Source organism: Microbulbifer sp. TYP-18, assembly GCF_040932045.1.
GTDB lineage: Bacteria > Pseudomonadota > Gammaproteobacteria > Pseudomonadales > Cellvibrionaceae > Microbulbifer.
The window spans coordinates 1-26,706 of sequence record NZ_JBFRBC010000029.1 but is presented as its reverse complement, the minus strand read 5'-3'; the positions used below and the strand labels follow the sequence as shown (position 1 = coordinate 26,706).

At 56.5% G+C, this 26,706-nt stretch carries 19 protein-coding genes and 1 riboswitch; of the genes, 5 read left to right on the top strand and 14 right to left on the bottom strand.

Annotated features, from left to right (window positions below; genetic code table 11):
* Window positions 1–17: 17 nt before the first annotated feature.
* The 4 genes from ABVT36_RS17045 to ABVT36_RS17030 all read right to left on the bottom strand — a co-directional run bounded on the left by ABVT36_RS17045 (window position 18) and on the right by ABVT36_RS17030 (window position 8,431).
* Complete coding sequence (locus ABVT36_RS17045; RefSeq protein ID WP_368457619.1) at window positions 18–4,004, bottom strand: translocation/assembly module TamB domain-containing protein; 3,987 nt, start codon at window positions 4,002–4,004, stop codon at window positions 18–20.
* Complete coding sequence (locus ABVT36_RS17040; protein WP_368457618.1) at window positions 3,952–5,739, bottom strand: autotransporter assembly complex family protein; 1,788 nt, start codon at window positions 5,737–5,739, stop codon at window positions 3,952–3,954. The genes ABVT36_RS17045 and ABVT36_RS17040 overlap by 53 nt, the downstream gene beginning before the upstream one ends.
* A 202-nt stretch (window positions 5,740–5,941) precedes the next feature.
* The gene (locus ABVT36_RS17035; protein WP_368457617.1) at window positions 5,942–6,313 is read right to left on the bottom strand and encodes a hypothetical protein; all 372 of its coding nucleotides are present in this window, start codon (window positions 6,311–6,313) and stop codon (window positions 5,942–5,944) included.
* 144 nt (window positions 6,314–6,457) lie between these two features.
* Entirely contained in the window at window positions 6,458–8,431 is a 1,974-nt protein-coding gene (locus ABVT36_RS17030) for an acetoacetate--CoA ligase (RefSeq protein WP_368457616.1), read from the bottom strand.
* Between the two features lie 161 nt (window positions 8,432–8,592).
* Here ABVT36_RS17030 and ABVT36_RS17025 point away from each other — a divergent pair, with 161 nt between their 5' ends.
* Complete coding sequence (locus ABVT36_RS17025) at window positions 8,593–9,483, top strand: LysR substrate-binding domain-containing protein (RefSeq protein ID WP_368457615.1); 891 nt, start codon at window positions 8,593–8,595, stop codon at window positions 9,481–9,483.
* Here the strand turns inward: ABVT36_RS17025 and ABVT36_RS17020 are convergent.
* From ABVT36_RS17020 to ABVT36_RS16975, 10 genes are all read right to left on the bottom strand, one after another.
* Window positions 9,472–9,945 carry a Dps family protein gene (locus ABVT36_RS17020; protein WP_368457614.1) on the bottom strand — a complete coding sequence of 158 codons (474 nt, stop codon included), beginning with the start codon at window positions 9,943–9,945 and terminating at the stop codon, window positions 9,472–9,474. The two genes, ABVT36_RS17025 and ABVT36_RS17020, sit on opposite strands and share 12 nt — an antisense overlap.
* Window positions 9,946–10,079: 134 nt before the next feature.
* The gene (locus tag ABVT36_RS17015; protein ID WP_368457613.1) at window positions 10,080–11,105 is read right to left on the bottom strand and encodes a lyase; all 1,026 of its coding nucleotides are present in this window, start codon (window positions 11,103–11,105) and stop codon (window positions 10,080–10,082) included.
* 219 nt (window positions 11,106–11,324) lie between these two features.
* Window positions 11,325–11,729, bottom strand: a complete 405-nt coding sequence (locus tag ABVT36_RS17010) for a cytochrome c5 family protein (RefSeq protein WP_368457612.1) — start codon at window positions 11,727–11,729, stop codon at window positions 11,325–11,327.
* 141 nt (window positions 11,730–11,870) lie between these two features.
* On the bottom strand, window positions 11,871–13,403 hold the full coding sequence (thiE, locus tag ABVT36_RS17005) for a thiamine phosphate synthase (RefSeq protein ID WP_368457611.1): 1,533 nt from the start codon (window positions 13,401–13,403) through the stop codon (window positions 11,871–11,873).
* Window positions 13,400–14,203, bottom strand: a complete 804-nt coding sequence (locus ABVT36_RS17000) for a thiazole synthase (RefSeq protein WP_368457626.1) — start codon at window positions 14,201–14,203, stop codon at window positions 13,400–13,402. The genes thiE and ABVT36_RS17000 overlap by 4 nt, the downstream gene beginning before the upstream one ends.
* A 28-nt stretch (window positions 14,204–14,231) precedes the next feature.
* Window positions 14,232–14,435, bottom strand: a complete 204-nt coding sequence (thiS, locus tag ABVT36_RS16995; RefSeq protein WP_368457610.1) for a sulfur carrier protein ThiS — start codon at window positions 14,433–14,435, stop codon at window positions 14,232–14,234.
* Complete coding sequence (gene thiO / locus ABVT36_RS16990) at window positions 14,432–15,517, bottom strand: glycine oxidase ThiO (RefSeq protein ID WP_368457609.1); 1,086 nt, start codon at window positions 15,515–15,517, stop codon at window positions 14,432–14,434. Before thiO ends, thiS begins: the two co-directional genes overlap by 4 nt.
* A 30-nt stretch (window positions 15,518–15,547) precedes the next feature.
* On the bottom strand, window positions 15,548–17,473 hold the full coding sequence (gene thiC, locus ABVT36_RS16985; protein WP_368457608.1) for a phosphomethylpyrimidine synthase ThiC: 1,926 nt from the start codon (window positions 17,471–17,473) through the stop codon (window positions 15,548–15,550).
* A gap of 78 nt (window positions 17,474–17,551) precedes the next feature.
* A riboswitch (TPP riboswitch) is annotated at window positions 17,552–17,650 on the bottom strand.
* Between the two features lie 975 nt (window positions 17,651–18,625).
* Complete coding sequence (locus ABVT36_RS16980; protein ID WP_368457607.1) at window positions 18,626–19,021, bottom strand: hypothetical protein; 396 nt, start codon at window positions 19,019–19,021, stop codon at window positions 18,626–18,628.
* Window positions 19,022–19,710: 689 nt separating this feature from the next.
* Window positions 19,711–20,079 carry a hypothetical protein gene (locus ABVT36_RS16975; protein ID WP_368457606.1) on the bottom strand — a complete coding sequence of 123 codons (369 nt, stop codon included), beginning with the start codon at window positions 20,077–20,079 and terminating at the stop codon, window positions 19,711–19,713.
* Between the two features lie 1,132 nt (window positions 20,080–21,211).
* Between ABVT36_RS16975 and ABVT36_RS16970 the strand changes: the two genes are divergently transcribed.
* The 4 genes from ABVT36_RS16970 (at window position 21,212) to ABVT36_RS16955 (ending at window position 26,406) form a co-directional block, all read left to right on the top strand.
* Window positions 21,212–21,997 carry a hypothetical protein gene (locus ABVT36_RS16970; protein WP_368457605.1) on the top strand — a complete coding sequence of 262 codons (786 nt, stop codon included), beginning with the start codon at window positions 21,212–21,214 and terminating at the stop codon, window positions 21,995–21,997.
* Window positions 21,994–22,758, top strand: a complete 765-nt coding sequence (locus ABVT36_RS16965; RefSeq protein ID WP_368457604.1) for a hypothetical protein — start codon at window positions 21,994–21,996, stop codon at window positions 22,756–22,758. Before ABVT36_RS16970 ends, ABVT36_RS16965 begins: the two co-directional genes overlap by 4 nt.
* 14 nt (window positions 22,759–22,772) lie before the next feature.
* Entirely contained in the window at window positions 22,773–23,513 is a 741-nt protein-coding gene (locus ABVT36_RS16960) for a hypothetical protein (RefSeq protein WP_368457603.1), read from the top strand.
* A gap of 355 nt (window positions 23,514–23,868) precedes the next feature.
* Window positions 23,869–26,406: an alpha/beta fold hydrolase gene (locus tag ABVT36_RS16955; protein WP_368457602.1), complete on the top strand. Its 2,538-nt coding sequence runs from the start codon at window positions 23,869–23,871 to the stop codon at window positions 26,404–26,406.
* Window positions 26,407–26,706: the final 300 nt, after the last annotated feature.

The window sequence follows — 26,706 nt, the reverse complement described above, 5'->3', positions numbered from 1 at the left end:
AATTGCTGTGAGAGGCATTAATAATCCTTTTTCCACTGCAACTCAACACTGCCAGCCCCGCTTTCATTGTCATCTGCAGATTTAAATTGCAAATTGAGATTCGGCCTAAGCTCTATCTGCATTTTGGCTTTCCACGGTGTCAAAGGGTCGGTACTGCGCTGTAACTCCACATAGATGCGATTGGTGATGTATTTGCCCAGACTCAAAGCATATTGGTCACCATCATCCGTGTCCTCAGTCTGTATATCCAGCGTGTCCACACCCAGCAAGCGCCGCGTGCGTTCGACAGGGTCGAAAGCGACGCGGCCGCTTTTTAGCGTATTTATCGCGCTCACCAGGCGTAACGCCTGCAGGGGGGAAATATCTGTGAGGGACTTTCCAAACAGAAGCTGTGCGAAAATCTCATCCTGGGCGGCGGCAGGAGTTGAGCTAAAAGTAATATCCAGGTCGTCGGTGGTTCCGGAAATCTGGGCGATAATTTCCCCCTCGCTATACTCGTACCGCCCTTTGACAAAAATTGCCGCCTGGTTATTGTCAAACTGTACCTCACCCTCTTGCAGATCAAAGCGCTTACCCAACAAATCAAAGGTACCGCGCACTATTTGCAGGGATCCGGAAGCCGATGGCTCGGCCAGGGTGCCACTCACATCGACGCGGCCCTGGAGTGCAGAGTCGAGCCCCAGCCCTCGAACATAGGACTGTTGGTCCAGCACCACTTCCACATCCAGGGCCACTCGCTGCAGCAGATGCGAAGCCGGTTTTAACTGCGGACCATCCGCTTCCACTTCCACTACATCGATTTCCGGGACGCTGCCGCCAAACAGCTGCTCCACCTGTACCGTCAGGGGCCGCAAAGTGAGCCGCCCCGCTAGCTCCGCATCGTTAGTGGTTCCCGTCAACAGCAGAATACCGGAAACCGAACCGCTTACGGCCGGCGTATCCAGTAACTCTGCCCGCTCGGTGCGCAGTTGAAAATCCAATATGGGCGCTCCTGCGGCGGGAAACCTGACCACCCCCACCAGATCCAGTTGACCCCTGGTGCCGGCGTCGGCCCTGGCCCGCTCGATACGCCACTCCGCCGGAGTCATTTCGGCCAGCAATTCGATGTTGCGCAGGCGGGTATTGCTGGGGCGGTGCTCATAGCCACCTCCGGTCAACTGCAGGCGCCCATCCAGTTCCGGGGCACGGAATGTGCCCTGTGCGGAAATATCGAAGCTGAACTGCCCCCGCATGGCGTGAATTTCAGGGTCGATAAACTCCGCCAGCACGGATAGATCCGCACTGCCGGCAGTTTTCATTTGCAATGGTGGCGCGGCCGCGCCCTGAGACTTAGGAGAGAACAACCCCTGTACCAGCGGCGTAAGCATCAGCTCCGCACTGGCATCCAGTGCCTGGCGCCCGCCGTGTTCAGCGTTGGCGGAGGCATGCAGATACTCGCCTTCGGTATGCCAGTTCACACTCACCTGCAGTGGACGCCGTGCCCCGGCCAATATCAACTCACCGTCCAGGCGGGGCCTTTGCGGACTGCCTTTGGCGCTGGCCAAAAACGTGACCTGCCCCCCCTCACCGACAACGTAGGGCAAGTCCAGATCCTCCAATTGCGCGACCGCGCGAATTTCCAGGTCCAGTAGTCGTCGGTTGAGACTGCCCTGGGCGGAAAGCTGATTCCGCTCTGCCCACACAAGCTCCACCTGGTCCAGTTCCAGCAACCCCTGGCTATACTCTATATCGCCCTGGGCCCGCCAGTATTCTCCGCGGAAATCACCGGCCGCCATTAGATTTGCACTGACCTCCGGATTGGCCAGAGGGCCGGAAAAAGTAGCATCTACACTGATTTGCCCGTCCAGGGAAGGCGGCAGTTCCATTCCCGTCAGTTCGGCCAGTGAAACCGGCAGGTTGCGCGCCGCCAGGGTACCGCGGGCAAGCCCCGCGCCCGGCTCTATTTCACCGTCCATCTCCAACCACGCAGCGCCGCCCTGCCCCGGCTGCCGCCCTGCCCCGGCCAGTATCGCACCGCTTTTCGGGCCCGCTGGCACAGGGCTGTTATGAGTTGGGGATTGCTTCGCCAGCGGCGAGCTGGAGTAGTTTCCCTGGTGGTTCGGCACTGGGAAGTCGACCGGGTTGGTATCCAGATCCAGCCGAATATCCTGTAACTCAATTCGCTGCAGGTTGCCGGCAGTATTGCCCGTCAATAGGAAATAGTATTCGCGGTAGGAACCGTGGGAGCTCAAGCGGGTGTCGATACGAGGATTTTGCCAGGGGCCATACACTTCCACCGCCGCATCCAGGTTCAGCACCATGCCCTCCGCGGCGCTCAACTGGAGTCGCAGCGCCGGGCGAAAGTCGGTCATACCCATATCCATCTGCAACTGCAAAGTTTTTTGCATCAGCGACACAGTGCCGCCGCCGGTAACCGTCAGGCCATCGGCCTGCAGCACAAACTCCGCCAGTTCAAGTTCACGGAAATCCCCTTCCAGATGGGCGTCAAGGGTGGCGGACACTTGCCGGTAACTGGGGTTGGCGGCGAGACTCAGGTCCAGTCGCGGGTTGTTCCAGGGTCCCTCGATCCGCACCAACAACTCCTCCACCTCCCCGTGCAGTTCGGTGGGCAGTCTCAACCCCTCGGTCGCAGGCAATGCGGCCAGCAGCCGGCGCAGATCATCCAGCGACATCTGCCGCACCTCGCCGTTCAGGTCCAGTGTCCTGCCGGCGATATCCACGCTGCCTCCGGCGTCCACGCGGCTGGAGGCGAATTCCAGCCTTGCCGATGAAAAATCAATCCGCTTGCCGCGGGTTTCCACTTGCCCCTGCAGTTTGAATGGGCGCTCTGCATATTGGCTTTGGAGATCCACAACGCCGGCGATATGTGGCGCAGCGGGTGTGCCGTCAAGTGTCAGGTCAGCGGTGAGCCAACCGCCGGTGAGAAGAGACTGCCAGGGCTGGGAAACAGCCACCGGCAACTTGTTGAGCTGGATATCCACCGCCAGACTGTCTTGTCCTATGCTGCCGCTGAGCTGGTGGCGACTGTCGTCGACCCGCAGTTGCAGCCCGTCAGTGGAAATATTCCAGGGTGAATACTGCACTATGGCGTCCCCGGTCAACGCCACCTGATGACCCGCCAGGGGCATGGACAATTCCCCAACTTCCACCGAAAAACGATTTCCCCTCTGTCGCTGGAACAGCAGGCGTCCGCGCATGTCCAGCCCCTGCTCTGGCGACAGATGCAAACGACGGCTGGCAAAGCCGCCGGGTTTTTCTTTCAACCCCAGGCGCACAGCAAAGGCCTGCTCCCCCTGTGCTGTGCCCGATAGCAGCAGTTGTAAACCGGAGCCGTCCAGTGCCCCTACTTGCAGGTCCAGAGCGGCGCTCTCCCCCGGCCAGTGATAGCGGCCATGCAGGGACAGGGAAAAATCCGGCAGATCCGCGAAGCGGCTGTCACTCAGATGCAACCGGCCAATTTCCAGCCGCCCGAGGCGAACCGCCGGAAGCAGCCGGGGTTTTGCCGCAATTGGAGTGGGATCGGCAGCGGCCGCTTGCTCCCCATCCCCGGTGGTGGTGGGCTTTCTCACTCCGTCGCCATCCACCAGCAGCTCACCGGCACGGATGGACTTCACATCCAATTTGCGAGTAAACAGACCCACGGGATCAACATCCAGTGCCAGCTGACGCGCCTGTAACAGTGTCTTGTCGCCGCGCTCCAGGGTAACCGCCCCGAAGGACCACTGCCCCAGATGTGTACTGCCAATGGATTCGATCCGAATCCGCAGGTCCGGCAGCCACACCCGACTCAGTGTTAAGGCGCCGCGGACCAGGGACACCCGCCCGAATTCGGTGCCTAGCAGCAGAAACGCGGCCAGGAGAAAAATTGTGCACAGCCCCAGCCACCGCAGGCTTCTTCGGCTCCAGTACCGGGACCAACCGGCGGACACTGCGGTAAAGAAACGCCGCATCTCAGAATGCCTGCCCCAGGCTGACATACACCTGAAAGTCGTCGTCCAGGTCATCGCGCTTTTCCAGCGGGAAGGCGATGTCCAGGCGCAGCGGCGCGAAGGAGGTGATATAGCGCACTCCCACGCCGGTGCCCCAGAACAAGCTGGAGCCAAAACGCGGCGGAGGATCTTCGTAGGCGTTACCGCCGTCCAGAAAAAGGACTCCGCTCCAGGTATCGGTGAAGCGAAAACGCCCCTCCAGGGAAATTTCACTCAAGGCGCGACCGCCGATGGGATCGCTCAGGGTCGGCTCGCCACCCGGGCTGGCAGGCGGAATGAGTCGGCGGGGACCCAACGACTGGTAGGCATAGCCGCGCACTGAGCCACCGCCACCGGCGTAAAACCGCTCATCGGCAGGAACGTCCAAAGTGTCGATACCGGAAATAACACCCGCCTTGATGCGAAGCGCCAGGGTGGGCTCGAATTTTAAGTTATTACCGGTGATATAGCCGGTGAGCGCCAGGGTGTTTTTGACGAAGTTTGTACTCGACTGGCCCAGGTCTGCATAGGGGCGCACCTCCAGCGCCGCGGTGGCGCCCCGGCGGGCATCCAGCAGGTTGTCCGTGGTATCCAGCTTGAACCCCAAGGGCAAAGAGAGCAGGCTAAAATCCTCGGTGGCCTCCCCCTGCTCCTGCACCTGGCTGAATTTGAGTTCACCGCCAACGCTGACTGTGCGGTGCTTACTCAGTTTTCGCGACACAGTGGCGCCGAGTGTGAATGCATCAGCCTGGTAGGCGTCGCGATCTTCGGAGGACAGCTCTGCGGAAGCGGAAAAGCTCTGCCTGTCCCTAAAGAAGCGGGGCATAAGCAGCTGGCCCTGCAGCGATTGCTGTACCGGGTTGGCCTTGCTCTCCACCTCGACCTTTTCACCGCGACCGAAGATGTTCCGGTGCTCCCAGCCGGCGGTCACACCGGCACCCTCATCGGAGGTATATCCCACCCCCAGTCTGACAGTGCGGTGCCTGCGCTCGACCACTACAAACACAACATCCACCGTACCCTCGTAAGGGGCGGAAACCCGGCTGTTGGCACTGGAGATCAGATTGGTGCGCAGTAAACGCAACTGCGCCGCATTTAATTTTCTGCGGCTGAAGCAGTCGCCGGGTTCGAGCTGTAATTTGCCTCTCAGAAAATCGGGGTTCACCGAAGTCAGCCCCTCTATACGAACCTCCCCCAACCGCACTTCCGGACTCGGTGCCACACGATAGACCAGGCGGGCCCTGGCCTCACCCCTGATCAGGGTCGCCTGATAACTGACATCTATGTCCAGCAGGCAGGCGTGTGCACCCAGGTATTTTTCGATAACCTTAACCCCCTCCAGCACCTTACCCGCATCCAGCGGATCTCCAGGGCTCAGGGGCAGATTGCCGATACCCTCCCGATAGCGCTGGGGCATCTCCAGTTCGATACTCGTAATCAGGGTTTGAGGGCCGGGTGCCACCAGGTAGTCGATACCTCCACTGCTCACATAATCGCGCACACGGGCGTTGTAATAGCCGCGCGAGCGCAGCAGCTTGCCCAGGGTTCCGCGCTCATAGCGGGCGACATCGCGGGGATCGCGATAGCTTTGCAGCACACTGCTGCTGTTACGCTGGGCTTCCAGCTGCTCCCGCAACCAGTCCTGCAATTGGCGGTCACCCTCGACACGCAGTTCAAACCGGGGCAACCGGTCAAAAAAAGGGATAGCTTGCGCCCACTGCAGGTACAACAGCGGGAATCCGGTAAAAAGGATATAAATCAGAAAGCGCAAGGCATCAGTCCGTTACATTGGCTTGCCGCAATTGCCACCGCGAAAGACGCGGCAGCGTACGATTGCATCCTGCATTCGACGCCGGAGACGGCGGTTTCCGGCCGCGGCTGTTCTAAGCCCGGCCCCCCTGTGCACTAGCGGTGGTGCGGGCGTCGCCCACAATCCGATAGTTGGTTGCGAAAGAAGTCCCCCGGCCGCGCGCCTATGGCGACGGCACCGTCTGCTGGAGGGGATTGCAGTTGCGAATAATAACCCGGCCCTCCAGCAGATTGCCTTTGGAGTATTCGGAAAAGATACAGGTGTTGTTGGAGGGATCGTAATTCTGAATCCAGAGGTTATCCTCTTTCCAGGTGGCCCCGATATGCCGCTGCCCTTCTGGCACGGAAATCCTCATAATGCCACCAAACCGCTTTACAAACACCTGTTCATAGTGGAAAAAGTATGCCAGCCAGCCGATCAGGAAAATAACAGCTGCGACTATGGCGCCCTTGCTCAGGCTTCCCAGGCGGCCGCCGATAAAAAGGGCCAGAATGGAGAGGGCGATCACCGCCGCCCAGTAGAGGTAAGTGATCATCGGTTCCCTTATGTGACAATTATTGAGATTTCTATAGCAATTTAGATTAGCTCAGAAACACCCGAATAGTACAGCGCCAAAAACAGTCGCCCTCTGCCGTATTCACTGGCTGCTTCGGACCGAGTGGTAAAGCCCGCTTTCCCGCTATTCCTCCGACAATTCCGCCAGGTTCTCAAACAGTGTCAGCGCTTCCGGATTGGCGAGCGCGTCTTTGTTCTTGACCGGCTTGCCATGCACCACATTGCGCACCGCCAGCTCGACAATTTTGCCGCTGATGGTACGGGGAATGTCCGCCACCTGAATAACTTTGGCGGGCACATGCCTGGGCGTGGTATTGGCGCGCACGGTGGAACGGATTTTCTGGATCAAATCCTCATCCAGGGCCAGCTGCTCGCGCAGCACCACAAACAAGACCACGCGCACATCGTCGCGCCACTGCTGACCGATACAGATGCTGTCCAGCACTTCCTCTACTTTTTCCACCTGACGGTAGATCTCCGCCGTGCCGATACGCACACCGCCGGGGTTGAGCACCGCATCCGAGCGACCGTAGATAATCACTCCACCGTGTGTGGTGATTTCCGCGTAGTCCCCGTGGGCCCAGACACCCGGCCAATTTTCGAAATAGGCACTATGGTATTTTGCGCCATCGGCATCGTTCCAAAAGCCGACCGGCATACTGGGAAAGGATTTGGCGCATACCAGTTCACCCTTTTCGGCGCTCACCGCCTGGCCCTCATCGTTCCAGACTTCCACCGCCATGCCCAGACCGCGGCACTGCAGCTCGCCGGCGTAGACCGGCAGTACCGGATTACCCAGCGCAAAACAGGAAATAATGTCAGTGCCGCCGGAAATGGATGACAGGCACAGGTCCGCCTTGATATCGCGGTAGACGTAGCGAAACCCCTCGTCGGCCAGGGGCGACCCGGTCGACAGGACAGCGCGCAGCCGCTCCAGGTTATGGCTCTCCCGGGGCTTGACGCCGGACTTCTCCAGGGCGGCGATATATTTCGCGCTGGTACCGAACACACTGACGCCCTCCTCTTGCGCCATATCCCACAGGCTTTTCGCCACCGGATAGAACGGAGAACCATCGAACAGTACCAGCGTGGCGCCGCTGGCGAGCCCGCTTACCAGCCAGTTCCACATCATCCAGCCGCAGGTGGTGAAATAGAACAAGACGTCATCTCGGCTCAGGTCCGTGTGCAACCGGTGTTCCTTGAGATGCTGCAGCAAAGTGCCGCCCACTCCGTGCACTATGCACTTGGGCACCCCGGTGGTGCCGGAGGAGTACATGATATAGAGGGGGTGGTTGAATTCTGTCTGTACAAAACTCAAGGGGCGTGGGGGCGCGGCGGAGACAAAGGACTCCAGGGTAACCGCCTTGTCCAGCTCCCGAATGGCATCACTTGTCGCGTCCGCCGAACGGGCCACCGGAACCACTACCAGTTTTTCCAGCCCATCAATCTGTGCGGTTACCTGAGCCAGTCGCGGCAGCGAGTCGATAACCTTGCCATTGTAAAAATACCCTTCACAGGCAAACAGTACCTTTGGCCCCACCTGGCCAAACCGGTCCAGAACGCCGTTAATGCCGAAATCCGGGGAGCAGGAAGTCCAGATAGCACCGAGGCTGGTGGTGGCCAGCATCGCCACCACGGTATCGATGACATTGGGCATAAAACCCGCGACACGATCTCCCTGCCCCACTCCCTGTGCCGCCAGGGCGCCGGCCAGTTGCTCCACCCGCAGATACAGTTCGGCATAACTCAGCTGGCGGCGACTGCCATTTTCCAGCCGCTCCACCAGCGCCGGTCGCTCATCGCGGTAGCGCAGCAGGTTTTCGGCAAAATTGAGCCGCGCCTGGGGGAACCACTCGGCACCGGGCATCTTGTCCGCTCCCAGCACATTGTCGCCGCGCTCACTGGCGATCACCCCGGTAAAGTCCCACAGAGATTTCCAGAACTCCTCGCGAGACTCCACCGACCAGCGATACAGGGCATCGTAATCGGCCAGGTCCAGCTCCCGGTGCTGATTGACCCAGTGCCGGAATCGGTCCATCTGACTGTCCGCAATGGCGCTGGGGGAGGGCTGCCACAGGGGCTGGGTAGCGTTGTTCATTTCGGCTGGCCTTTCTCTTATTTCAATAGCGGCATCTTGGGGTTGCGGGTCACTAAAGGCCATCATGCCTTGGTACAACAGTTTAATAAAGTTTAAACTTTTAATGTTTTATTAAACTTTATTAAAGCCTTGTTGTTACCGCAACTGCGGATTGGACACCCATGACCGCTACTATCAAGCAGCTCCGAGCCTTTGTCGCGGTGGCCAGAGCCCGCAGTCTCGCCCGCGCCAGTGCCGAGCTGCACGTCTCCCAGCCGGCCCTGTCCATCGCCATCCGCAACCTGGAGGCCAGTGCCGGAGGGCCCCTGTTCAGCCGCGAGGGCAGGCAATTGTCACTGACACCGGAAGGTACGGATTTCCTGCAGCGGGCGGAGCAGCTGTTGCGCTCATGGGATCAATCGCTGGATGCCGTACAACAGCGTTTTCGCCTGCAGCGGGGGCAACTGACCCTGGCGGTTATCCCCGCTTTCGCGCTCAATCGCCTGCCCCCACTAGTGGCGGCATTCCACCGCCAGCACCCGAAGATCGATATAGTGCTGGAAGATGTTGTTATGGAGAGGGTGGTACAGACACTGGTGGAAGGCCGCGCAGAACTGGGGATCAGTTTCCGCCCGGACCAGCTGCCCGGGCTGGAATTTATGCCCTACGCCAGGGATCGCTTCGTCGCCGTGACCCCGGAGGACCACCCCCTGGCCGGGCGCCAGTCCCTGCGCTGGGCAGATCTCGCGGCATCACCATTTATCGCCATGAACCGGGGTTCCGCCATCCGCCGCTGGACCGACCAGGCATTTGCCAGGGCCGGCCGCGAGGCCCGTTTCCTATGCGAGGCAAACCAGTTAAGTACCATCGGGCAGATGGTGCGGGCAGGGTTGGGGGTAAGCGTAGTGCCCAGTCTCTGCCAGCCGCAGATGCGCGGCTATGGCCTGGCCATCAAAACCCTGACGGCACCGGTGGTAAGCCAGGAGGTCGGGGCACTGGTTCGCAACCGGGAAGCCCTGTCCTCCCCCGCCCGGGCATTCCTCAAACTCCTGTCCGCACAATTACTGTCTTGAGGTTGCCCTCAGCATCCAGGCGGTCTTTTCGTGCACGCGCATGCGGTCGGATACCAGTGCCACGGTGGACTCATCATCCCCCTCCTGGGCCACCTTCAATACATCGCGGCAGGTCTTCACTACCTGTTCATGCCCCTTGGTGAGAATTTCCACCATTTTCTCTGCGGCGGGCACCTCCACCACTTCCTCGATGGATGCCAGTGTCGCAAAGGCTTTATAGGTGCCCGGCGCAAATACATCCAGGGTCCGAATCCGCTCGGCGATATCGTCCACCGCTTCCGCCAGTTCGGTGTACTGCTCCTCGAACATCAGGTGCAGCTCGCGAAACATGGGGCCGGTTACGTTCCAGTGAAAATAATGGGTCTGCAGGTACAATGTGTAACTGTCCGCCAACAGTTTTTTCAGGCCGTCGGCAATGTGTTCCCGGTCCTTGGCATCTATACCGATATCAATTTTCGTCATATTCAACCTCGTCTTTGTCCTGGAGAAAATACTCAAAAACTCACATGACTGTCATGTTAGCCTGCACACTTTTTAAATGAAAATTTATAAAACCTAGCGCATGAATAAACGCAGGCTATCAAAGAGCTGCCCCTTCACTCCAGGGGCCTGCCCTCAGCCAGGTAACCGGTATCCACACCAAACCAAAAACGGTTTTCCGGGCCGCTAAGATACATATGGCGTACATTACCTCCACTGGCCACCTCACTGGCACTGAAAAACACTTCATCGTCGGTGTCGAAACCCAGAATCCGGTTGGGGATCTCACCGGTATCCGCCAGCCACAAGCGCCCCTCAGTATCCATCGCTGTCCCGTAGGGACGCGGATTGTCGCCTGGCAATCGCCATTCGGTGAACTGACCGCTGGCGGGCACATAGCGCCCTAAATAACCGCCCGGGTAGTCCACATACCAGATACTGCCCTCGCCATCGATTTCCAGCCGTCGCGGGCGGGCATCGGCGCGGGGTAGCGCCACCTGGTGCAATACCATCTTGTCCGGGTCCACCCAGGCCAGCGCGCTGGTGCCGAACAGGGCAATCCACGGCCGCCCTTTAGCGTCGACTTTTATTCCGTACGGGCGCGCCTTGCCGGTGGCTGCAGACACAAGATCCACCGCACCGGTCTCCATGTGCAAACGGCCGACGCGATTGCTGTTCTGGGCGGTAAACCAGATATAGCCGCTGCCATCGAACACCAGCGTGTGTGGATCTGTCACTCCCTCGGGTAGAGGGAAGCGCCGGATGCTCCCGGTAGCCGGGTCCAGGCGGCCGATATGGCCATTGCGGTTGCCGGCGTACCAGATCCGGTTTTCGGCGTCGACGATCAGATTGTGGGGATAGGAACCTTCGGGAATCTCGAACTTCTTGAAGGTACCGGTGCGCGGAGAAAAGCGGGCTATGTAATTGCCGGACTGGCCACAGAACCAGACATCCCCCCTGCTGTCGACGGCGGGGTCCCTGGGGCGGCCGCCCCAGGGCACCTGCCACTCACTCAGTTGCAGCTTGTCCGGCAGCGCCGGGGTCTCCGCCAGGGCAAAAGTGTGGGGCAGTAAAAGTAACAAAAAGGCAAGGCGCCACAGGCGATGTGGAGCCTCCCTGCACAGCAGTCGAAAGTCGCTCATGGATGGATTCCCTGCATAAATTATTATCAATAAATTGCCGGGTCAATGCGGCACAAGGATGTACCGCCACCGGCCGAAGACCGACGCCAGCCCTTAAAAAGCCGACGATTTCACCTAATTGCGCAGGTTTTCAAGAGCGATGACCCAATGGATGAGGGGGTTAATAACAGCGCTGTAGCCGCCGGTCAATTTAGTAGCCGGCGGCCAGCTTCGCGGCCACTACTGTGAAGACTTTCCTCCCGCCATCCTTTGAATCAGCGCCGCATATTCCTCCTCACTGCAGTCGAAACACAGGCCCCTCGGGGGCATGGCGCGATAGCCTTTGACTGAGTGTTCCACCAGCGTGTCCAGCCCCTTGGCCATTCGCGGTGCCCAGGCCGCCGTATCGCCGCTGCGGGGAGCGCCGCCGACACCGCTGTTGTGACAGCCGTAGCAGCTGCGCAAATAGAGTGTTTCCACCGCTTCCGGCGTCAGCCGCTGGGCGCCCGGTGCGTCGGGAATTCCCGCGCTCTCCCCGCAGGGTTCTTCTTTCGCCGAGCAGGCCGATAACAATATGGCGCCACCCAAGAGGGATACCAGAACAACAAATACACCGGACTTCATCACCGTAACCAACTGCTGCAAACCTGAAACCCATTATCACCCCCCATTTGCGCCCCTCGCAACCGGGTGTTCCGGATAAGAGGCGTACAGTGAGGACAATGGGACAATCCAATGGATGAAGGATCATCTATTGGATTGCCGGGTGAAAAGTACTGCTGTGTGTCAGTCTATAATGGAGCGCAATTCCTCCACCGCGTGGCGATAGTCAGCGGCGCGGGTGATGGCGCTCACTACGGCGATGCTCCCCACACCCGTGCGGGCCACTTCACCGGCCCGCTGCAGATTTATGCCGCCGATGGCAACCAGTGGATAGTCCGGCAACAGCGCCACCATACGCGCCAGTTTTGCCGGGCCCTGGAGTTGATCGCTCATATCCTTGGTTTCCGTAGCGAAGATGGCGCCGATGGCGAGATAGCTGGGTCGGTAGCGGTAAGCGCGCAACAGTTCATAAAAACCGTGGGTGCTGACACCCAGCTTCAGCCCCGCGGCTTTGATGGCCCCCAGATCCGCCACCAACAGATCCTCCTGCCCCAGATGCACACCGTAGGCGCCACACTCAATGGCCAGTTGCCAGTGGTCATTGATAAACAGCCGCAAATCGTATTTGTTGCCGATCGCTACGGCTTTTTCTATCTGTTCACGCAGGTCGGCTGCCGGGCTTTTAATGCGCAGCTGCAAAGTACGGACACCCAGAGGGGCGAGTTTTTCCAGCCAGGCGACCGAATCCACCACAGGATAGAGTCCCAGCGAGCGGTTGTCCGGGGGCGGAAAACCGGACACAGGCGCACCATCACCCGCCAGGCCATACCGCTCAGCATCCGCATCCCCCGGCAGCAGAAGCCGCGGGAAATCCTTCAATTCCACCGGCCAGCCACAGTGGCCCACCGGCCCAGGGCCGTGGCCAATAGCGTCATTGCAGGCAAGGCGCAAACCGCGCTGCACATAGGCATTGGCCACCACGCAAGCATCCCGCAAGGGGTAACCCAGGGCCAGGCAGGCGGCGATTGCCGAAGACAGAGTACAGCCAGTGCCGTGGGTATTGCGGGTGGCTATTTTTGTATTCACAAACCAGTCTGCGCGCGCGCCGTCCCAGAGCAAATCCGCCACCTGACCCTCCACCATCTGACCGTGCCCCCCGGTCACCAGCACTGCCCCGCAGCCGGTTTCGCACAACTGCGCCGCCGCAGCGGAAATCTCCGCGGCGTCACCCACTGGTGTAGCTGCAAGCCACTCCAGCTCCTGGCGATTGGGCGTTACCAAATCACATAGCGGAAACAGTTTTCGCAGCACCAGTTCGCCGATACTGCCATCGGTCAGGGCCGCGCCGCTGGTGGCCACCGCCACCGGGTCGTAAACCACCGGCACCGGTTTGACCGCCCGCAAACTGAGCAGGAATTCGGCCACCGCATCCACCTGTGCCGCATTGGCCAACAGGCCGATCTTGACCGCGGCGGGAAACAGATCGCTTTGCAAGGCTTCCAGCTGGGAACGCAATGCGTCCGTGGATACCGCATTGATCGCCGCCACCCCAACCGTATTCTGTGCGGTATTGGCCGTAATTGCGCTACAGCCGTGGCAGTCAAAATCGGCAAAGGTGAGCAGGTCCGCCTGAATGCCGGCACCACCTCCCGAGTCGCTGCCGGCAATAGACCAGACAATGGGCCTGGGGGATTCGCGCTCCGCACCCGACCTCACCGGCCCACCTCTTCAGTTTGCTGCCAGAAGGGCATATCCAGCGTCGGAGTACTGGGGCTGGCGGTCTGCTGCCTGACCATCAGGCCGGCGCGGTATGCCGTACGGCCGGCCTCGATCGCCTGGCGAAAGGCCAGCGCCATGGCCACCGGGTCCTGGGCCCTGGCCACGGCAGTGTTTAGCAGTACCGCATCGAAACCCATCTCCAGGGCTTCCGCCGCCTGGGACGGCGCGCCGATACCGGCATCAATAATCAAGGGCACTTGCGGCAAGCGGGCGCGCAGTGTGGCCAGATTGTAGCGATTCAGCAGCCCCTGGCCGGTGCCGATGGGCGCCCCCCAGGGCATCAGCACCTGGCAACCGGCATCCAGCAGGCGCCGGCACAACACCAGGTCGTCGGTGCAGTAGGGCAGCACTTTGAAGCCCCGCCGAACCAGTTCCGCCGCCGCTTCCACCAAGCCGAAGGGGTCCGGTTGCAGATTGTAATCGTCACCGATCACTTCCAGTTTGAGCCAGTCGGTTTGAAAAATCTCTCTGGACATCTCCGCCAGATTGACCGCCTCTTTCACCGACTTGCAGCCGGCGGTATTGGGCAACAGTTGACAACCCGACTGCCGGATAAGATCCCAAAAGGCATTATTGCTCTGCTGGGCGGGGTTTTGCCTGCGCAGTGACAGAGTCACCAGTTCCGCTCCGGATGCCGCCAGCGACTCGCTCATCACTGCCGGTGACGGATAGAGCGCGGTGCCCAGTAAAAAACGGCTGGAGAATTCCCGCTCGTAAAGTTTCAGTGTGTCTCGCATCATTCCCGCTCCACCTGCAACACAACCGTCAGCCTCCAACTACCGGTGCCACCACATCCAGGCAGTCGCCGTCCCCGAGCTGGATCTGGGCGTATTGCCCCCGCGGTACAAATTCCCCGTTCACCGCCACCGCAAACGCTTCGCCGGTGAAGCCCGCCTGCTCCAGCGCCCGCTCCAGGGTTTTACAATCTTCCAACCTGTGGCGCTGGCCATTAATTTGAATTTCGCTCATTGAACAACTACCGATTCCGTTGTCTCGCGGACCGCTTCAAGCAGCCGGCACACCAGCGCCGGCCCGCACAAATAGCCGTGACGAAAGAGGCCATTGGCCTGGATCAGCCCTTCACCGGCACGCACAAAAGGCAAATTGTCCGGTACCGCCGGGCGTAAATTGACATTGCTCTCGAGAATACGCGCCTCCGCGAAAGCCGGATTGAGGGCATAGAGTGCGGAACAGAGTTCCATGCTGGAACGCAGGCTGATGGGCGACAGATCCTCACTTTCTATTTCAGTGGCGCCGATCACCGTAGTGCCATCCGGTTTGGAAACCGCGTAGAGTTTGTAGCGCGGATGCATCAAGCGCACCGGCCGCCCAAAGCAAACCTCGCGGGTATCGACCACCAGCACTTCGCCGCGCACACCGCGCAAATCCCGCGCCAGCTCTCTGGCCCCCATTCCCCGGCAATCCACCACTAAATCGAATCCCCGGCGCTCCCGGCCCTGCCGCAGCAGTACCGCTCCCGGCTCGCATTCCACCGGTGTCTTGTCCTCCAGGTGTACTCCGAGACGTTGCAACTCCGCCAGTACCAGTTGCAGCAGATGACGATTGTCGATATCGGCTTCATTGGGCAGGAAAATACCGCGGGTAAAGTGCTGCAGGTCCGGCTCCAGGCCACAGATCTGCTCCGCATCCAGCGGCTGTAATTCCGCCGCGGCGGTATCGCCCAAGACGGCCGCCAGGTCCTGCCGGAACTGGTCCAGTTGGGACGAATCCCGCTGGTGTGCCACCACGATACTGCCGTTGCGGCGGTAGCGCACAGCAGTGCCGGTCGTCTGTTCCAGCTCCGCGATCCAGCCCGACCACAACGCCAGGCTCTGCAGCCCCATATGGTAGATTTCCATGGGGCTGTGAACCAGCTCACTCAGGGGAGAAATCATACCCGCCGCGGCCCAGCAGGCACCCGCCGGCCGCTGTAGTTCGCCCGCTTCAAACAGGCTCACATCAGCCCCGCCCAAAGCCAGTCTCCAGGCCGCGAGGCGCCCCAACAGGCCTCCCCCGGCGACGGCAATACGCAACCTTTTTGCGCTAGTCACCCCTTACCTCCAACTTCACATCGACGCGCGTTATGCCTCGTGATAAATCTCACTGCCCAATTCCCTGAACTTGATCGCCATCTCTTCCATGCCCTGTTCCGCCTCTTCCTTTGCAGCCTCCTGCCGCGCGGCGAAGTCGCGAACATCCTGGGTGATTTTCATGGAACAGAATTTCGGTCCGCACATGGAACAAAAATGCGCGACTTTACCGGACGCCTTGGGCAGGGTCTCGTCGTGATAGGTGCGGGCACGCTCCGGGTCGAGACCCAGGTTGAACTGGTCCTCCCAGCGAAATTCGAAGCGGGCTTTGGAGAGGGCATCGTCGCGCCGCTGCGCGCGCGGATGCCCCTTGGCCAGATCCGCGGCGTGGGCGGCAATTTTGTACGCCATCAGCCCCTCCTTCACATCTTCCTTGTTGGGCAGCCCCAGGTGCTCTTTGGGAGTCACATAACACAACATGGCGCAACCATAGGAACCAATCATCGCCGCGCCGATGCCCGAAGTGATATGGTCGTAACCCGGCGCAATATCCGTGGTCAGCGGACCGAGGGTATAGAAGGGCGCCCCGTCACAGTGCTTTAACTGCTCATCCATATTTTCCTTGATCTTGTGAATGGCCACATGGCCGGGCCCTTCGATCATGGTCTGGACGTCGTGTTGCCAGGCGATCCGGGTCAGCTCACCCAGGGTGCGTAACTCGCCGAACTGCGCCTCGTCGTTGGCATCGGCAATCGATCCCGGGCGCAGGCCATCGCCGAGGCTAAAACTCACGTCGTACGCCTGCATAATCTCGCAGATTTCTGCGAAGTGGGAATAGAGGAAGTTTTCCTTGTGGTGAGCCAGGCACCACTTGGCCATAATCGAGCCACCGCGGGACACTATGCCGGTCACGCGCTTGGCGGTCATGGGGACATAGCGCAGCAGCACCCCGGCGTGGATGGTAAAATAATCCACGCCCTGCTCCGCCTGCTCGATCAAAGTGTCACGGAAGACTTCCCAGGTCAGGTCCTCAGCAATACCGTCCACTTTTTCCAGTGCCTGGTAAATCGGCACAGTGCCAATCGGCACCGGCGAGTTGCGCAGTATCCACTCGCGGGTTTCGTGGATATTCTGTCCGGTGGAGAGATCCATCACTGTATCCGCGCCCCATTTTAACGACCACACCAGCTTCTCCACCTCCTCTTCGATGGAAGAGGTCAGCGCGGAATTGCCGATATTGGCATTCACCTTACACAGAAAGTTACGGCCGATAATCATCGGCTCCAGTTCTGTATGGTTGATATTGGCGGGAATGATCGCGCGCCCCTCCGCCACCTCGCGGCGCACGAACTCGGGCGTGATCTGCTCGGGGATATGGATGCCGGTTCGCGCCTTGCCAAAATCCGCCTCTGTCAACGCCTCGGCGGCCGCGGCGCGCCCCATATTTTCCCGCACTGCGACAAATTCCATTTCCGGCGTGACGATGCCCCGACGCGCATAGTGCATCTGCGACACATTGCTGCCCGGCCTGGCGCGGCGTGGCGCCGGCAGCTTCTCAAAGCGAATATGATCCAGCCCCTGCTCCGCCAGTCGCTGCTGGCTATAGGCCGCCTGGCGGCTATCCAGCACCTGGGTATCACCGCGGGCCTCGATCCAGGCACTGCGCAGTTTTGGCAGCCCCGCGCGCACGTCGAGACTGTGAGCCGGGTCCGAATAGGGGCCGGAGGTATCGTAGACCCGCAGCGGCGCATTGGCCTCCAGTTTTGGATTTTGCGCGTCGCCGCCCGCTATGCTGTCGCCCAGGGCAATTTCCCGCGCGCCGACGCTCACCCTGGGCCCCTCCCCCTGCAGATAGACTTTGCGCGAATTGGGAAACGACTGCGCAGTGAGCTTGTCCAGAAACGCTTTCGCGGATTGCCGACCCGCGGCTCGGCTGGATTTGTCGGTGCGGATCAATGAATCTTTGGTCTGGGACATGCGGGACCCCCAATGGCTTGCTGAAAATGGATGGCGCAGCACATGGGGACGATTGAGTAGAGACTAGTCGCGACAAAAGCGACTACAGATCTTGTTCCCTACGCGGGGGTTACCCCGATCAGGTTCAACGGATCTCGCGACAGCGATCTCAGCCCACAGGCACTCCGACAAGTTGTGCCCCAGTATAACCGGGATAGTGGCGGCTGAACAACGGGGTCAACAGGGACCTATCCAGCGGAAACCGACCGTTCCGGCGGATTGGTCCATATTCCCGGCGCACGAGAACATTTACCACAGGCCATCGGCCAGAAAAGCCGGGCGATAACGCCCGGGTTGGGAGTGGGAATAGCAGCCAGGGCTATTCCCACCTGTGCCCAGATCAGAATGCCTGCTTCAACCCTCGAGATCGGTAAGGATCATGGCCCTCATAAAATCGTTGAAACCATTTGAGATCTGCGGAGCCGGCTGGTCCACCACTTGTGTTTGAGGCGCCAATGCAGCGGATTCTCGATCCACAACATAAATACCCTGTATGGTGGTTGGATCTCGGCAACACTGGAATACACCAGCGCTCAGCTCCTTTCTAGGCTTATAACTGACTGACGCAGCCACTCTGCAAACCGGAATGATCGCGATGAGTGCCAGTATATCCCGCAATATACCGTGGTAAAATCCGCAATAGTGGCGGAAGCCTATGTCTCCATTAAGTGGAAGTATCTGCCACCTGCCAAAGACCCAACAACGTATTAATTCGAAGGGTCCACCACAAACTCCAGATTCGACTGTTCCCCATCCAGCCTAGCTATGGCGATGTGCAAATAAGTGTAAGAATTGGCTGCTTCCGATCGCCGGAGAACCGTACTCTGCATCTACACTTCAATTATCGGAGCAGTATTCTCGCCACTGTTGCAAATTATGTTTAGACTATCGATATAATTGGTTGCGCTGGTTAGATCCAGATTAAATGACTTAGCGCAACTCAATGCCAGGAAAGAAACCAAAACCATCAGCAAGCTGATTAGCATTTTTATATTTTTTCATAGCCAGTCATCCAAAGGACTACCTCATCGCAAGCCTCTAAATTTTAGCTGAGAAAATATAGCCATGTCAGAAACACGCATTAATAAATAATATTATTCCCAAGAAGATTGACTAGCCTAGATTGTAGTAAATATCTACCACCGTAAAAGGAGATGTCCGATAATCGTAGCATAGATCTACAGTGCCACTTGATGCCAGTGAATTATAAACAGTGCTAATCAAGTTTACATAGCTATCGCTCTGGTCTTTCATCGGCAAAGAAGAAGCATTTGGGAGCTGGTAGTATAGACTATCCCCGTTGCTAAAATATATGCGTTTATCTGGTAGGACGCTGTCGGATGAATTAATGATCGTAATATACACGGACTGAATGCTAAAATGTCTAGCATAATGATAGTTTCTGGATTGACATAGGCTTTCAAACAAATCCTGCAAAGCATTTTCACCTGCTGAACTATAAACATCAAAACTGCAAAAAAATAAAAAACCACAAACAAATTTTTTCATTATTTATCCCTTATGAATGCAGAGAGAATATTTGTTCAACTGCTAATTAATAACTTTTAAACTTCAGCAAATAAATACATATCGCCAACACATTTATCCGGGAAATATTTTTTAGGAATAACACAGATAAATTAATTAATGGCCTGCGCAATATATAGATCTATTCGTTCAAATTGGCAGTCGACCATAAAGATCCAGTGAGAAGTTTCTCCACAATCAATTTGAAATTGATCTGTGATTGTATAAAAAAGCCTTCTATTGCCAATGAAATAAACGGCGCATGAACTGAGATCAGTGTGCAATGAAAACAATCCTCTTCCAGTTTTTATGCGCGAATAATTGACGTCGGTAACATCATAATTCTCCATATGTAGATAACCGAAAATCTCGCATTGGTGTTTAAACTTCGCGTAATATGCACTAAACTGACACCCCCATGGCAAAAAAAAGCAACGCCGAATAAGTATCGATTAGTGAAGTAACTTCTCGCTGTTGACAATATAATTGTAGGACGCTCCATATAGGCGAAAAATATAAATATACAATTTTTCTTCACTATATATTCCTCTTGCGATAGTGGAGAGGATAGGTTTAAACTTGGACTTTAATTGCATAGTTAAACATCTTAAATACCAACCTAAAATTCTCCAAAGTGCCATAGGTTTTCGAATTGCATTCCAGATATTTGATCAAGGCGTATGACTGTGAATCCCAAGCAGAGTTGAAGGAGAGGTATTGTCATCCACACATAGATCCAGTAGATTTTCTAAAGAATATGCAGATCGAAGATTCGAAATCATAGCGGTCACTATGACCACTTCCGCTATATCCGTTGGAATTTTCACCTGATAGACCGCACCATCAGAGGTGCCGAAATAAATGGTCTTGTTGTCACGCCCTGTACCTCTATTCAAAGCGGAATAAAAATTAGTAATTTTACTTCCCGAACGCCATGAGTAATCTTTATCTATACATTGATCCTTTGCATCATCAACCAGCTTTGCCATTGCCGGTGCAACAAAGCAGCCAATTATTGCAATAATTGATAGTTGTTTCATCTTATACTCCCCAATCAACTCAAGCTCTTCTACCAAATGGGAAATCAGTAATCATTTTTCACTTCGCGGATTAAATTAACAAACACTTCTTCCAACTCAATCAAACCCTTTCATGAATATAGGGGCTCGCGAATGAAGCATTTCAAAAGGCAGGACTACACAGCTTCCATCGTATTCTAATGGCCGAGAAGAACTAAATAGCCGATGAATTATTTGCTCTATAGAGTATTTTACCTTGCCACTCGATAAATTGCTGAGAGGAAGAATCAGCTGCTCAACCAGCTGCACAGCGGCATTTATCGAATGCTTGAGCCAAACCAAAATATTCCCACGCAACCAATTATTCATAATATTCTATTCTTAAGTAAACTTAATTAATAAAATGCATAACCTGATTTAAATTAAATGAATAAATTTAATGTCATGTCATCCTTTTTTTTGTAATTCGTGAAATAAGTCTCAAAATGCAACCTCTTTGATCAACATGTCATCAATTTTGGATGAAATTAGCGCCATACTGATATTGATGTATGGACGCATACACCCTGCCAGAACCAAAGAGTGGAAGCTGTGAGAGGAATAAATGGGCAGGCAGAGATAAGTCTGGATCCGAAGGTTGTATAAGAAAGGGACGCCCAGCATCAAATAACAGTGAATGCCATAGCCGCTGAGAAGCAAGATTTATTAGCGCTATCTTTTGCTTGGCAATGAAATGCACAAAGGAGGGGATTTAGCTAAAACATCGGCAGCCGGAGCATACAATCCAGAACGTGTATATCAGTGCTTTTTGTTGTGGGATAATTTCTCACCAGCCCTATTCTTTCCAATTGAGACTTGATTCACCCAGAAAATTAACAGAATGACATGAAATTACAGAATGTAATCGTTTTAGCATTCTTTAACTGCTTGAAATTAAGTATTTTAAAGGTAAACTCCCTGCCGTGCGTGTTGTACAGGTTGGGTTTGGAACTACAATAACAAGATAAGCATAAACAAATATCGAATTTGTTTTCAAAAAATACCCCGCTTAAAACTCCCAAACATGCCCCACAATAAGTTACCTCGCAACTTACCTGTTGCTGTTTCACCAGGTATTGGTGCGGTTTTGTCCTTTTTATAGTGGAGTGTCGTTATGGCTGACATCCGTCATCTTCTGGTCGCTTATGACCATTTGTCACTGAGTGTTCTTTTAACCATTTCCAGCCGGGAACAGGAACTGGTGTCTGTCCGTGTCCATGACCGTTTCGGTGTATTGATCCGGGAACAGAAGTTAAAATCTCCAGCGGAGGACCTTCTCCTAAAAGAAATGCCACGTGGACGTTTTCCCCTAAAGGTAGAAGTAAAAGACAGTGCAGGTGCGCTTTCGCACTTGGGTCCACTTTATCCCGCCCCTACAGATACTCCAGAGCCTGGCGCGGTACCGCTTCCCATCGCCGCTGTCGATGTGGACAATGACCCCGAACTGCGCAAACTCCGTTCGGATATCCGCAGGGGCCAGGCTTTTGCTGTCGGCCACCGTCGCAGTGAGCGGCTTCTGGACATGGAAGCCCGGTCCAGTCTCGAAAATTTACGCTCTATCGTTTTCTCTGTATTGATCGTTGCGGTCGGTATAGCCGCCTCAACTGGCCCCGAAAAGAGTTCAATTACCCCAGCATTACTGGGTTTTGTGGTATTGATATTGGGATTTATGGGTTGGCGGGTGTCGCGCAGGCTTAAGGATATCCAGCGACGCAGTGAAAGTCTGGCAAAAAGACAAGCGGATGCTGTCCGCCCCTTCAAGCAGGCCCGACAGCGCTTAACTCAACTGGGATTGGCGCACCTGACTATTCCCTCGAGTGGCAGCAGTTGCGGTTGTGGAACCGGCGGTTGCGGAGGCAACACCAGCGACAACCATGAGACAGTGGAGGTTGCCCAATGATTCGCGCACGCGCTTACGAAACCGGCTCTGATAGCAGCATGCCGCTGGTCAGGTTCGTTGTTGAGGATGACTCCGGGAACGGCATCCGCCAGGTCATGGTCTATGACGATGTGGGTGGAAGTTACGGCCCCTTCGAGCCAGTACAATCCTGCGACCAATACCTCGAATTTGAAATAGGGCCTATCGCGAGAAACCGCTTCCCCCTGTGGGCCGAAGGCGAGGACTGTGCAGGGCAACCAACATCCCGCCAGGAAATCGGTCCACTCCTGACACCGGTACAGCCGCCCCCGGGTTCTCCCGGTGTGCCCATGCCCTGCAGCCCAACCTGGTGCCCGCCGGCTCCCGACTGTGATATTGCAGTCAATGAGGTTGGAGAGGCCCAGGGCGAAATGGCCGACGTTTGTGGTAACTGTGCCCGTTTGCGATCCTCGCAAAGGAATGCGATCGCCGAAGCCGTCTTGTTGGCGATACTCGCTGCCGTGCTTTTTGCCCTGGCTGCATTATTCAGTATCTTAGCCTTCCAAAGCGGGCCCTGGGGTGTGGCATTTGCCATATTGGCAATAGCCAGCACCGCTGCCGCAATAAAGTTCTCGGGAGAGGCCCATGTCGCCCGGGAGCGCGCGGAGAGCCTGGGTCAGCAGGCGGAGGCCTGTGAAGCAAATCTGGCGGATCTGCGAATACGACTGGACGATGCTTTGAGGCGTATCAGCCAGCACTGCTGTGAACACTGTGTCTTTGTTCCACTCACTGCACCTTGCTAGCCGCTGAGGAAAATATGATACAAGCCAGAGTTTTTGAAACTGCCTCAGATGCCTCTTCCATTACTGCTTATTTTGTTCTTCAGGACGACAGCGGGGATGGTATCCGGCAGGCATTGGTCTACGACGATACCGGCACACGGTATGGCCCATTTGAGCCCAACACCCCTTGTGACAGGATCTTGGAATTTGAACTGGGGCCAATAGCGCGCACCCGCCTTCCGCTGTGGGTCGAGGCTTTTGATTGCGGCGGGCGCACAACACCCCGGGAAGAGAATGGCCCTTTGCTAACACCCCTGCCTCTGGAGCCCGGCTTACCCGTCCGGTGCAGCCCCGAGGTCATGTGCCCACCGGCAACCGGCTGTGGGGTAGCGGTCGCGGATACGGCTGCGGCGGCCGCTGAGTTATCGGATGTCTGTGAGGAATGCGAGGGTTTGCGAAAGCGCCTGAGCGGCAAAGAAGCGGAAGCGATAGGTTTTTTTATCGCCTCCATGGTTGCAGCTGTCCTGGCCGCCATATTTCTAGCGTTAGGGTCCTGGTTCAGCCTGGCGGGAGTGGCATTGGCCATTGCCGCCGCTGGGTTACTGGTCGCCTTTCATGAGGCCAGCAATGCTGCCAACCGCCTGCGCAGTCAGGCTGAAGAATGCGAGGCGCAACTGGAACAACTGAGGGATAACTATGATAGTGGGCTGCAACGTATCGGGAGCCACTGCTGCGAAGCCTGCATGATTGGCGCCCCCCTGAGTCCCGCTTGCTGACATACTTCCTAACCGAGCCGTTGGGCCAACCCGATCGTCGCCTGGTGCGAGAAAGGCGGGAAGGTCCGACCTTTCCTCATTAATTGACAGAATGAACCTGTAACTGGGGTAAATTCAAAACTTCTGAAAACGAACAGATATTTGCCGAACCCCTGGCTACGGGGTCTTCACCCCATTTTTTAATACACAGGCCCTAGACTCAATAGATCTAAAGGAATAGTCGATTTCCACCTCTAACGACCATTAATTGCAAGGACATCGACCGCGCCTTCACATAACAGGAACTGCGGTTTGATTGGAGTTGAACGACTAAATTACCTGAGTCCACACAACCCTTATTGCCGGAGAATACCCTATGAATGTTAGCCATTTTAGAGATCCCGGAATCATCGAATACTGCCCTGTTGCACTGACCAAGGACCGACTTTTCTGTCCATCAGAGGCGCAACTGGAAATGCTATTTTCCCGAACAGCCGACGGCCGCCTCAATCCCTCCCTGCGCGACGATTCCCAGGTAAAATGGGGAGATCCTGTGGGCACAGTGGCATCGGCGGCCATTTTCAGGCTCTTGGAAACGGGGGATGCCACTGCCCCGCCGGGATTTGGCGGCGCCGGTAGTCCGGTTATATCCATTGCCATTGCGGACTTGAGCGTGACAGGCGCAACCAACCTGGCGCGATTTCGCTCTGCGGCAATTGGCGAAGGGGGAGAGGTCGACCTCCCCCGATTGAAAGGTGGGGTCGCACTGGTGGCGAGGGCCTACGCCGAGGATAAAGGGGTCACCATCCTTCCAGGCCGCAGCCGCCAGGTATTCGATGCTGCGGAGTACGTGGTGGATCGCGCCTTGGCGGTTTTGTGGGCCCTGCATGGCCCGGTAGCGCACCGGGCGGCCGCCAGGCAACCCCTGGGATGGATCGCCGTAAATGCCGAGCGCGATCCGCCGCCGCGGCCAGTGAATGTTGATACCATTAACTGGCCCTGTGCAGATATCGATGTCACTGTCGGCCATGATGGCCGCGACATCACAACCAGAATCCGCTACGCCATCGCCGGGGCAGCTGACGCTGATACCGACGTATCGATATCCGACTCTCTGCCGGAAACAAGACGACCACCGCTTATCCCCGACGACTGCCTGTTATTGGTCTTTCTACACGGGCACAGTTCAAGGCTGGAAGAGGCGGGCAGTTTTTACCAAGGGCTTCTCGATGAGCAGGAATTTTCCGCTTTTAGCAAGCCTTTTGCCGTTGTCAGTTTTGACTTCCCCACCAACGGCTACTCCGATTATGTGGATCACGAAGACCTCTCTCCCCTGCAAACCACCACCAGATACTCTCCCGACCGGCCAGAGCAACGCAGATTCGGTATGCTGGAGTATTATGAAAAGCTGGTAGTGGAATTCGTAGAAGAGCTGGATCGACAGATCATCGCGGATGGTCGATCCGGGATTCTGGACCGCATCGCAGCAGTCGTGGGCGGCAGTATGGGGGGGAACCTGGCCCTGCGGCTATCCGAGCGGTTGGTGACAAACGCCAGCTGGCTGGATGCACTCGTATCCTGGTCCCCGGCGAGTTCCTACGTGTCCTTCGGCCGCGCCGACTACTTTATTCCCAGTCCGGGTGAACATTTCGACGCAATTGCAAAAGAAGCCCTGGAGCGACCACACCACCGGTGCCAGCAAAGGGAGTCAAACGGTTCACGGGCCGATTTTATCGGCCTGCAAATACAGGGGGAGCGCCTCCTCAATGACGGTACCCCGGGATTTGAGGCCGGAGTGCGACTGCTGAGTTTTTTTGCCCAGCCACTGGTGGGTGGTCTGGCGCCTTTAATCCTCGGTCCCGGGTTGGGTCCGCTGGTTTCGGGATTGGTGGGTCCACAAATATGGGGCGCCGTCGCAGTGGAGGGCGTCGCAAACATCACTCCAATAAAACAATCGGATACCTGGCTACGCGAGGAATGCAGGGCGGAATATGATAATGCCGCTGCGGGCCAATCCGCCCTTTTATTGCTGAATGAAACCTATAACAGTCGCCGCAGGCGTATGCACTGGCGTATTGCCTATGAACAACTGTTGTTTAGCCACCAGGATGAAGTGGCCGCGAGCCGGGGCCTGCCCTGTTATCAGGCCTCCGATATACCAACGCTGCTGATTGCCGGAGCCGAAGATGTCGTGGATGAACATCGCTTTAATATCTTCGGCGGCGTCCAGTACCTTGCACCCCGGATGGAGAATAATCCCGGCTATGCCATTCTGGTGGATGAAACGGGCCATTCGATCCATGCCGAGCGTCCGCGCTGGCTGGCCCAGCGTATCCTGAGCTTTATAGCGCAACGGCGGCCCCCGCGGGAAATACTGTCGGCGAGCAGGGAGGATGGTCGGATTACAGCGTTTCACTTCGCCCCACTTTGGAAGCCGAAATCCTATGAACAAGTGTTAAACCATGCATTGGCACGCGGTGGTGTCACACCCTATGTGATTGTGGACGAATTGGGGAATCGCACCAGGGTTTTGGCCCGACGCTATCTCGCCACACAGGCGGATGACAACCCGGACAACAATTTGCGAGCGCTACCCCCAACCAGCCTGGTCGAACCGGAGGGTACCGCAAGGGGACGAGACGGCGGCTTCCCGGTGACCCATATCCGCATCCGTGAATCGAGCGACAGCCCAGCAGGCTCCTGGGTGTCCCACCTGTGCAATGATGCGCTCAATCTACAGGTATCCAACTATCATGCTGAGGAAGAAGTAGTAGCTGGAAGGGCGCGCTACTATATTCTGGCAGACGGAACTGAAGTCGACCTACACATTGTGGAATATCTCACGACCAATCCGGATGGAATCCAGGAGAATAACCTGAGTGAATTGCCGGATGCTGCCGCTACAGATACTTGAGTAGGCAAATATCGATTTTCTATGGTCTAAGCATCTGATAATCGCTACAGATTCATTCAAAACACAACGGGGGTTTCGGATAATAAGTGTAATTGGATAAGGAGAGGGGTCAGCTGCTAGGCTTGCACGTATTCTCTTTACTAGCGGCCACTATTAATCCAGGAGATGCCTCTACCGATAACTACCAGCTAGGGAACCTCTGAAAAACTGCTCCAGTCTGGCATAATTTACCCCATTTCCAACATACACAGATTCAATCATGAGCCAACTGACCTTCGCTGAAGCCGAATACACTATCAA

Bases quoted from the DNA above. Each gene is read 5' to 3' on its own strand.
- ABVT36_RS17045 (WP_368457619.1), bottom strand. From the start codon at position 4,004: ATGACCTGGACGACGACTTTCAGGTGTATGTCAGCCTGGGGCAGGCAT.
- ABVT36_RS17035 (WP_368457617.1), bottom strand. From the start codon at position 6,313: ATGATCACTTACCTCTACTGGGCGGCGGTGATCGCCCTCTCCATTCTG.
- ABVT36_RS17030 (WP_368457616.1), bottom strand. From the start codon at position 8,431: ATGAACAACGCTACCCAGCCCCTGTGGCAGCCCTCCCCCAGCGCCATT.
- ABVT36_RS17025 (WP_368457615.1), top strand. From the start codon at position 8,593: ATGACCGCTACTATCAAGCAGCTCCGAGCCTTTGTCGCGGTGGCCAGA.
- ABVT36_RS17020 (WP_368457614.1), bottom strand. From the start codon at position 9,945: ATGACGAAAATTGATATCGGTATAGATGCCAAGGACCGGGAACACATT.
- ABVT36_RS17015 (WP_368457613.1), bottom strand. From the start codon at position 11,105: ATGAGCGACTTTCGACTGCTGTGCAGGGAGGCTCCACATCGCCTGTGG.
- ABVT36_RS17000 (WP_368457626.1), bottom strand. From the start codon at position 14,203: ATGCGAGACACACTGAAACTTTACGAGCGGGAATTCTCCAGCCGTTTT.
- thiS (WP_368457610.1), bottom strand. From the start codon at position 14,435: ATGAGCGAAATTCAAATTAATGGCCAGCGCCACAGGTTGGAAGATTGT.
- thiC (WP_368457608.1), bottom strand. From the start codon at position 17,473: ATGTCCCAGACCAAAGATTCATTGATCCGCACCGACAAATCCAGCCGA.
- ABVT36_RS16980 (WP_368457607.1), bottom strand. From the start codon at position 19,021: ATGAAAAAATTTGTTTGTGGTTTTTTATTTTTTTGCAGTTTTGATGTT.
- ABVT36_RS16975 (WP_368457606.1), bottom strand. From the start codon at position 20,079: ATGAAACAACTATCAATTATTGCAATAATTGGCTGCTTTGTTGCACCG.
- ABVT36_RS16970 (WP_368457605.1), top strand. From the start codon at position 21,212: ATGGCTGACATCCGTCATCTTCTGGTCGCTTATGACCATTTGTCACTG.
- ABVT36_RS16965 (WP_368457604.1), top strand. From the start codon at position 21,994: ATGATTCGCGCACGCGCTTACGAAACCGGCTCTGATAGCAGCATGCCG.
- ABVT36_RS16960 (WP_368457603.1), top strand. From the start codon at position 22,773: ATGATACAAGCCAGAGTTTTTGAAACTGCCTCAGATGCCTCTTCCATT.
- ABVT36_RS16955 (WP_368457602.1), top strand. From the start codon at position 23,869: ATGAATGTTAGCCATTTTAGAGATCCCGGAATCATCGAATACTGCCCT.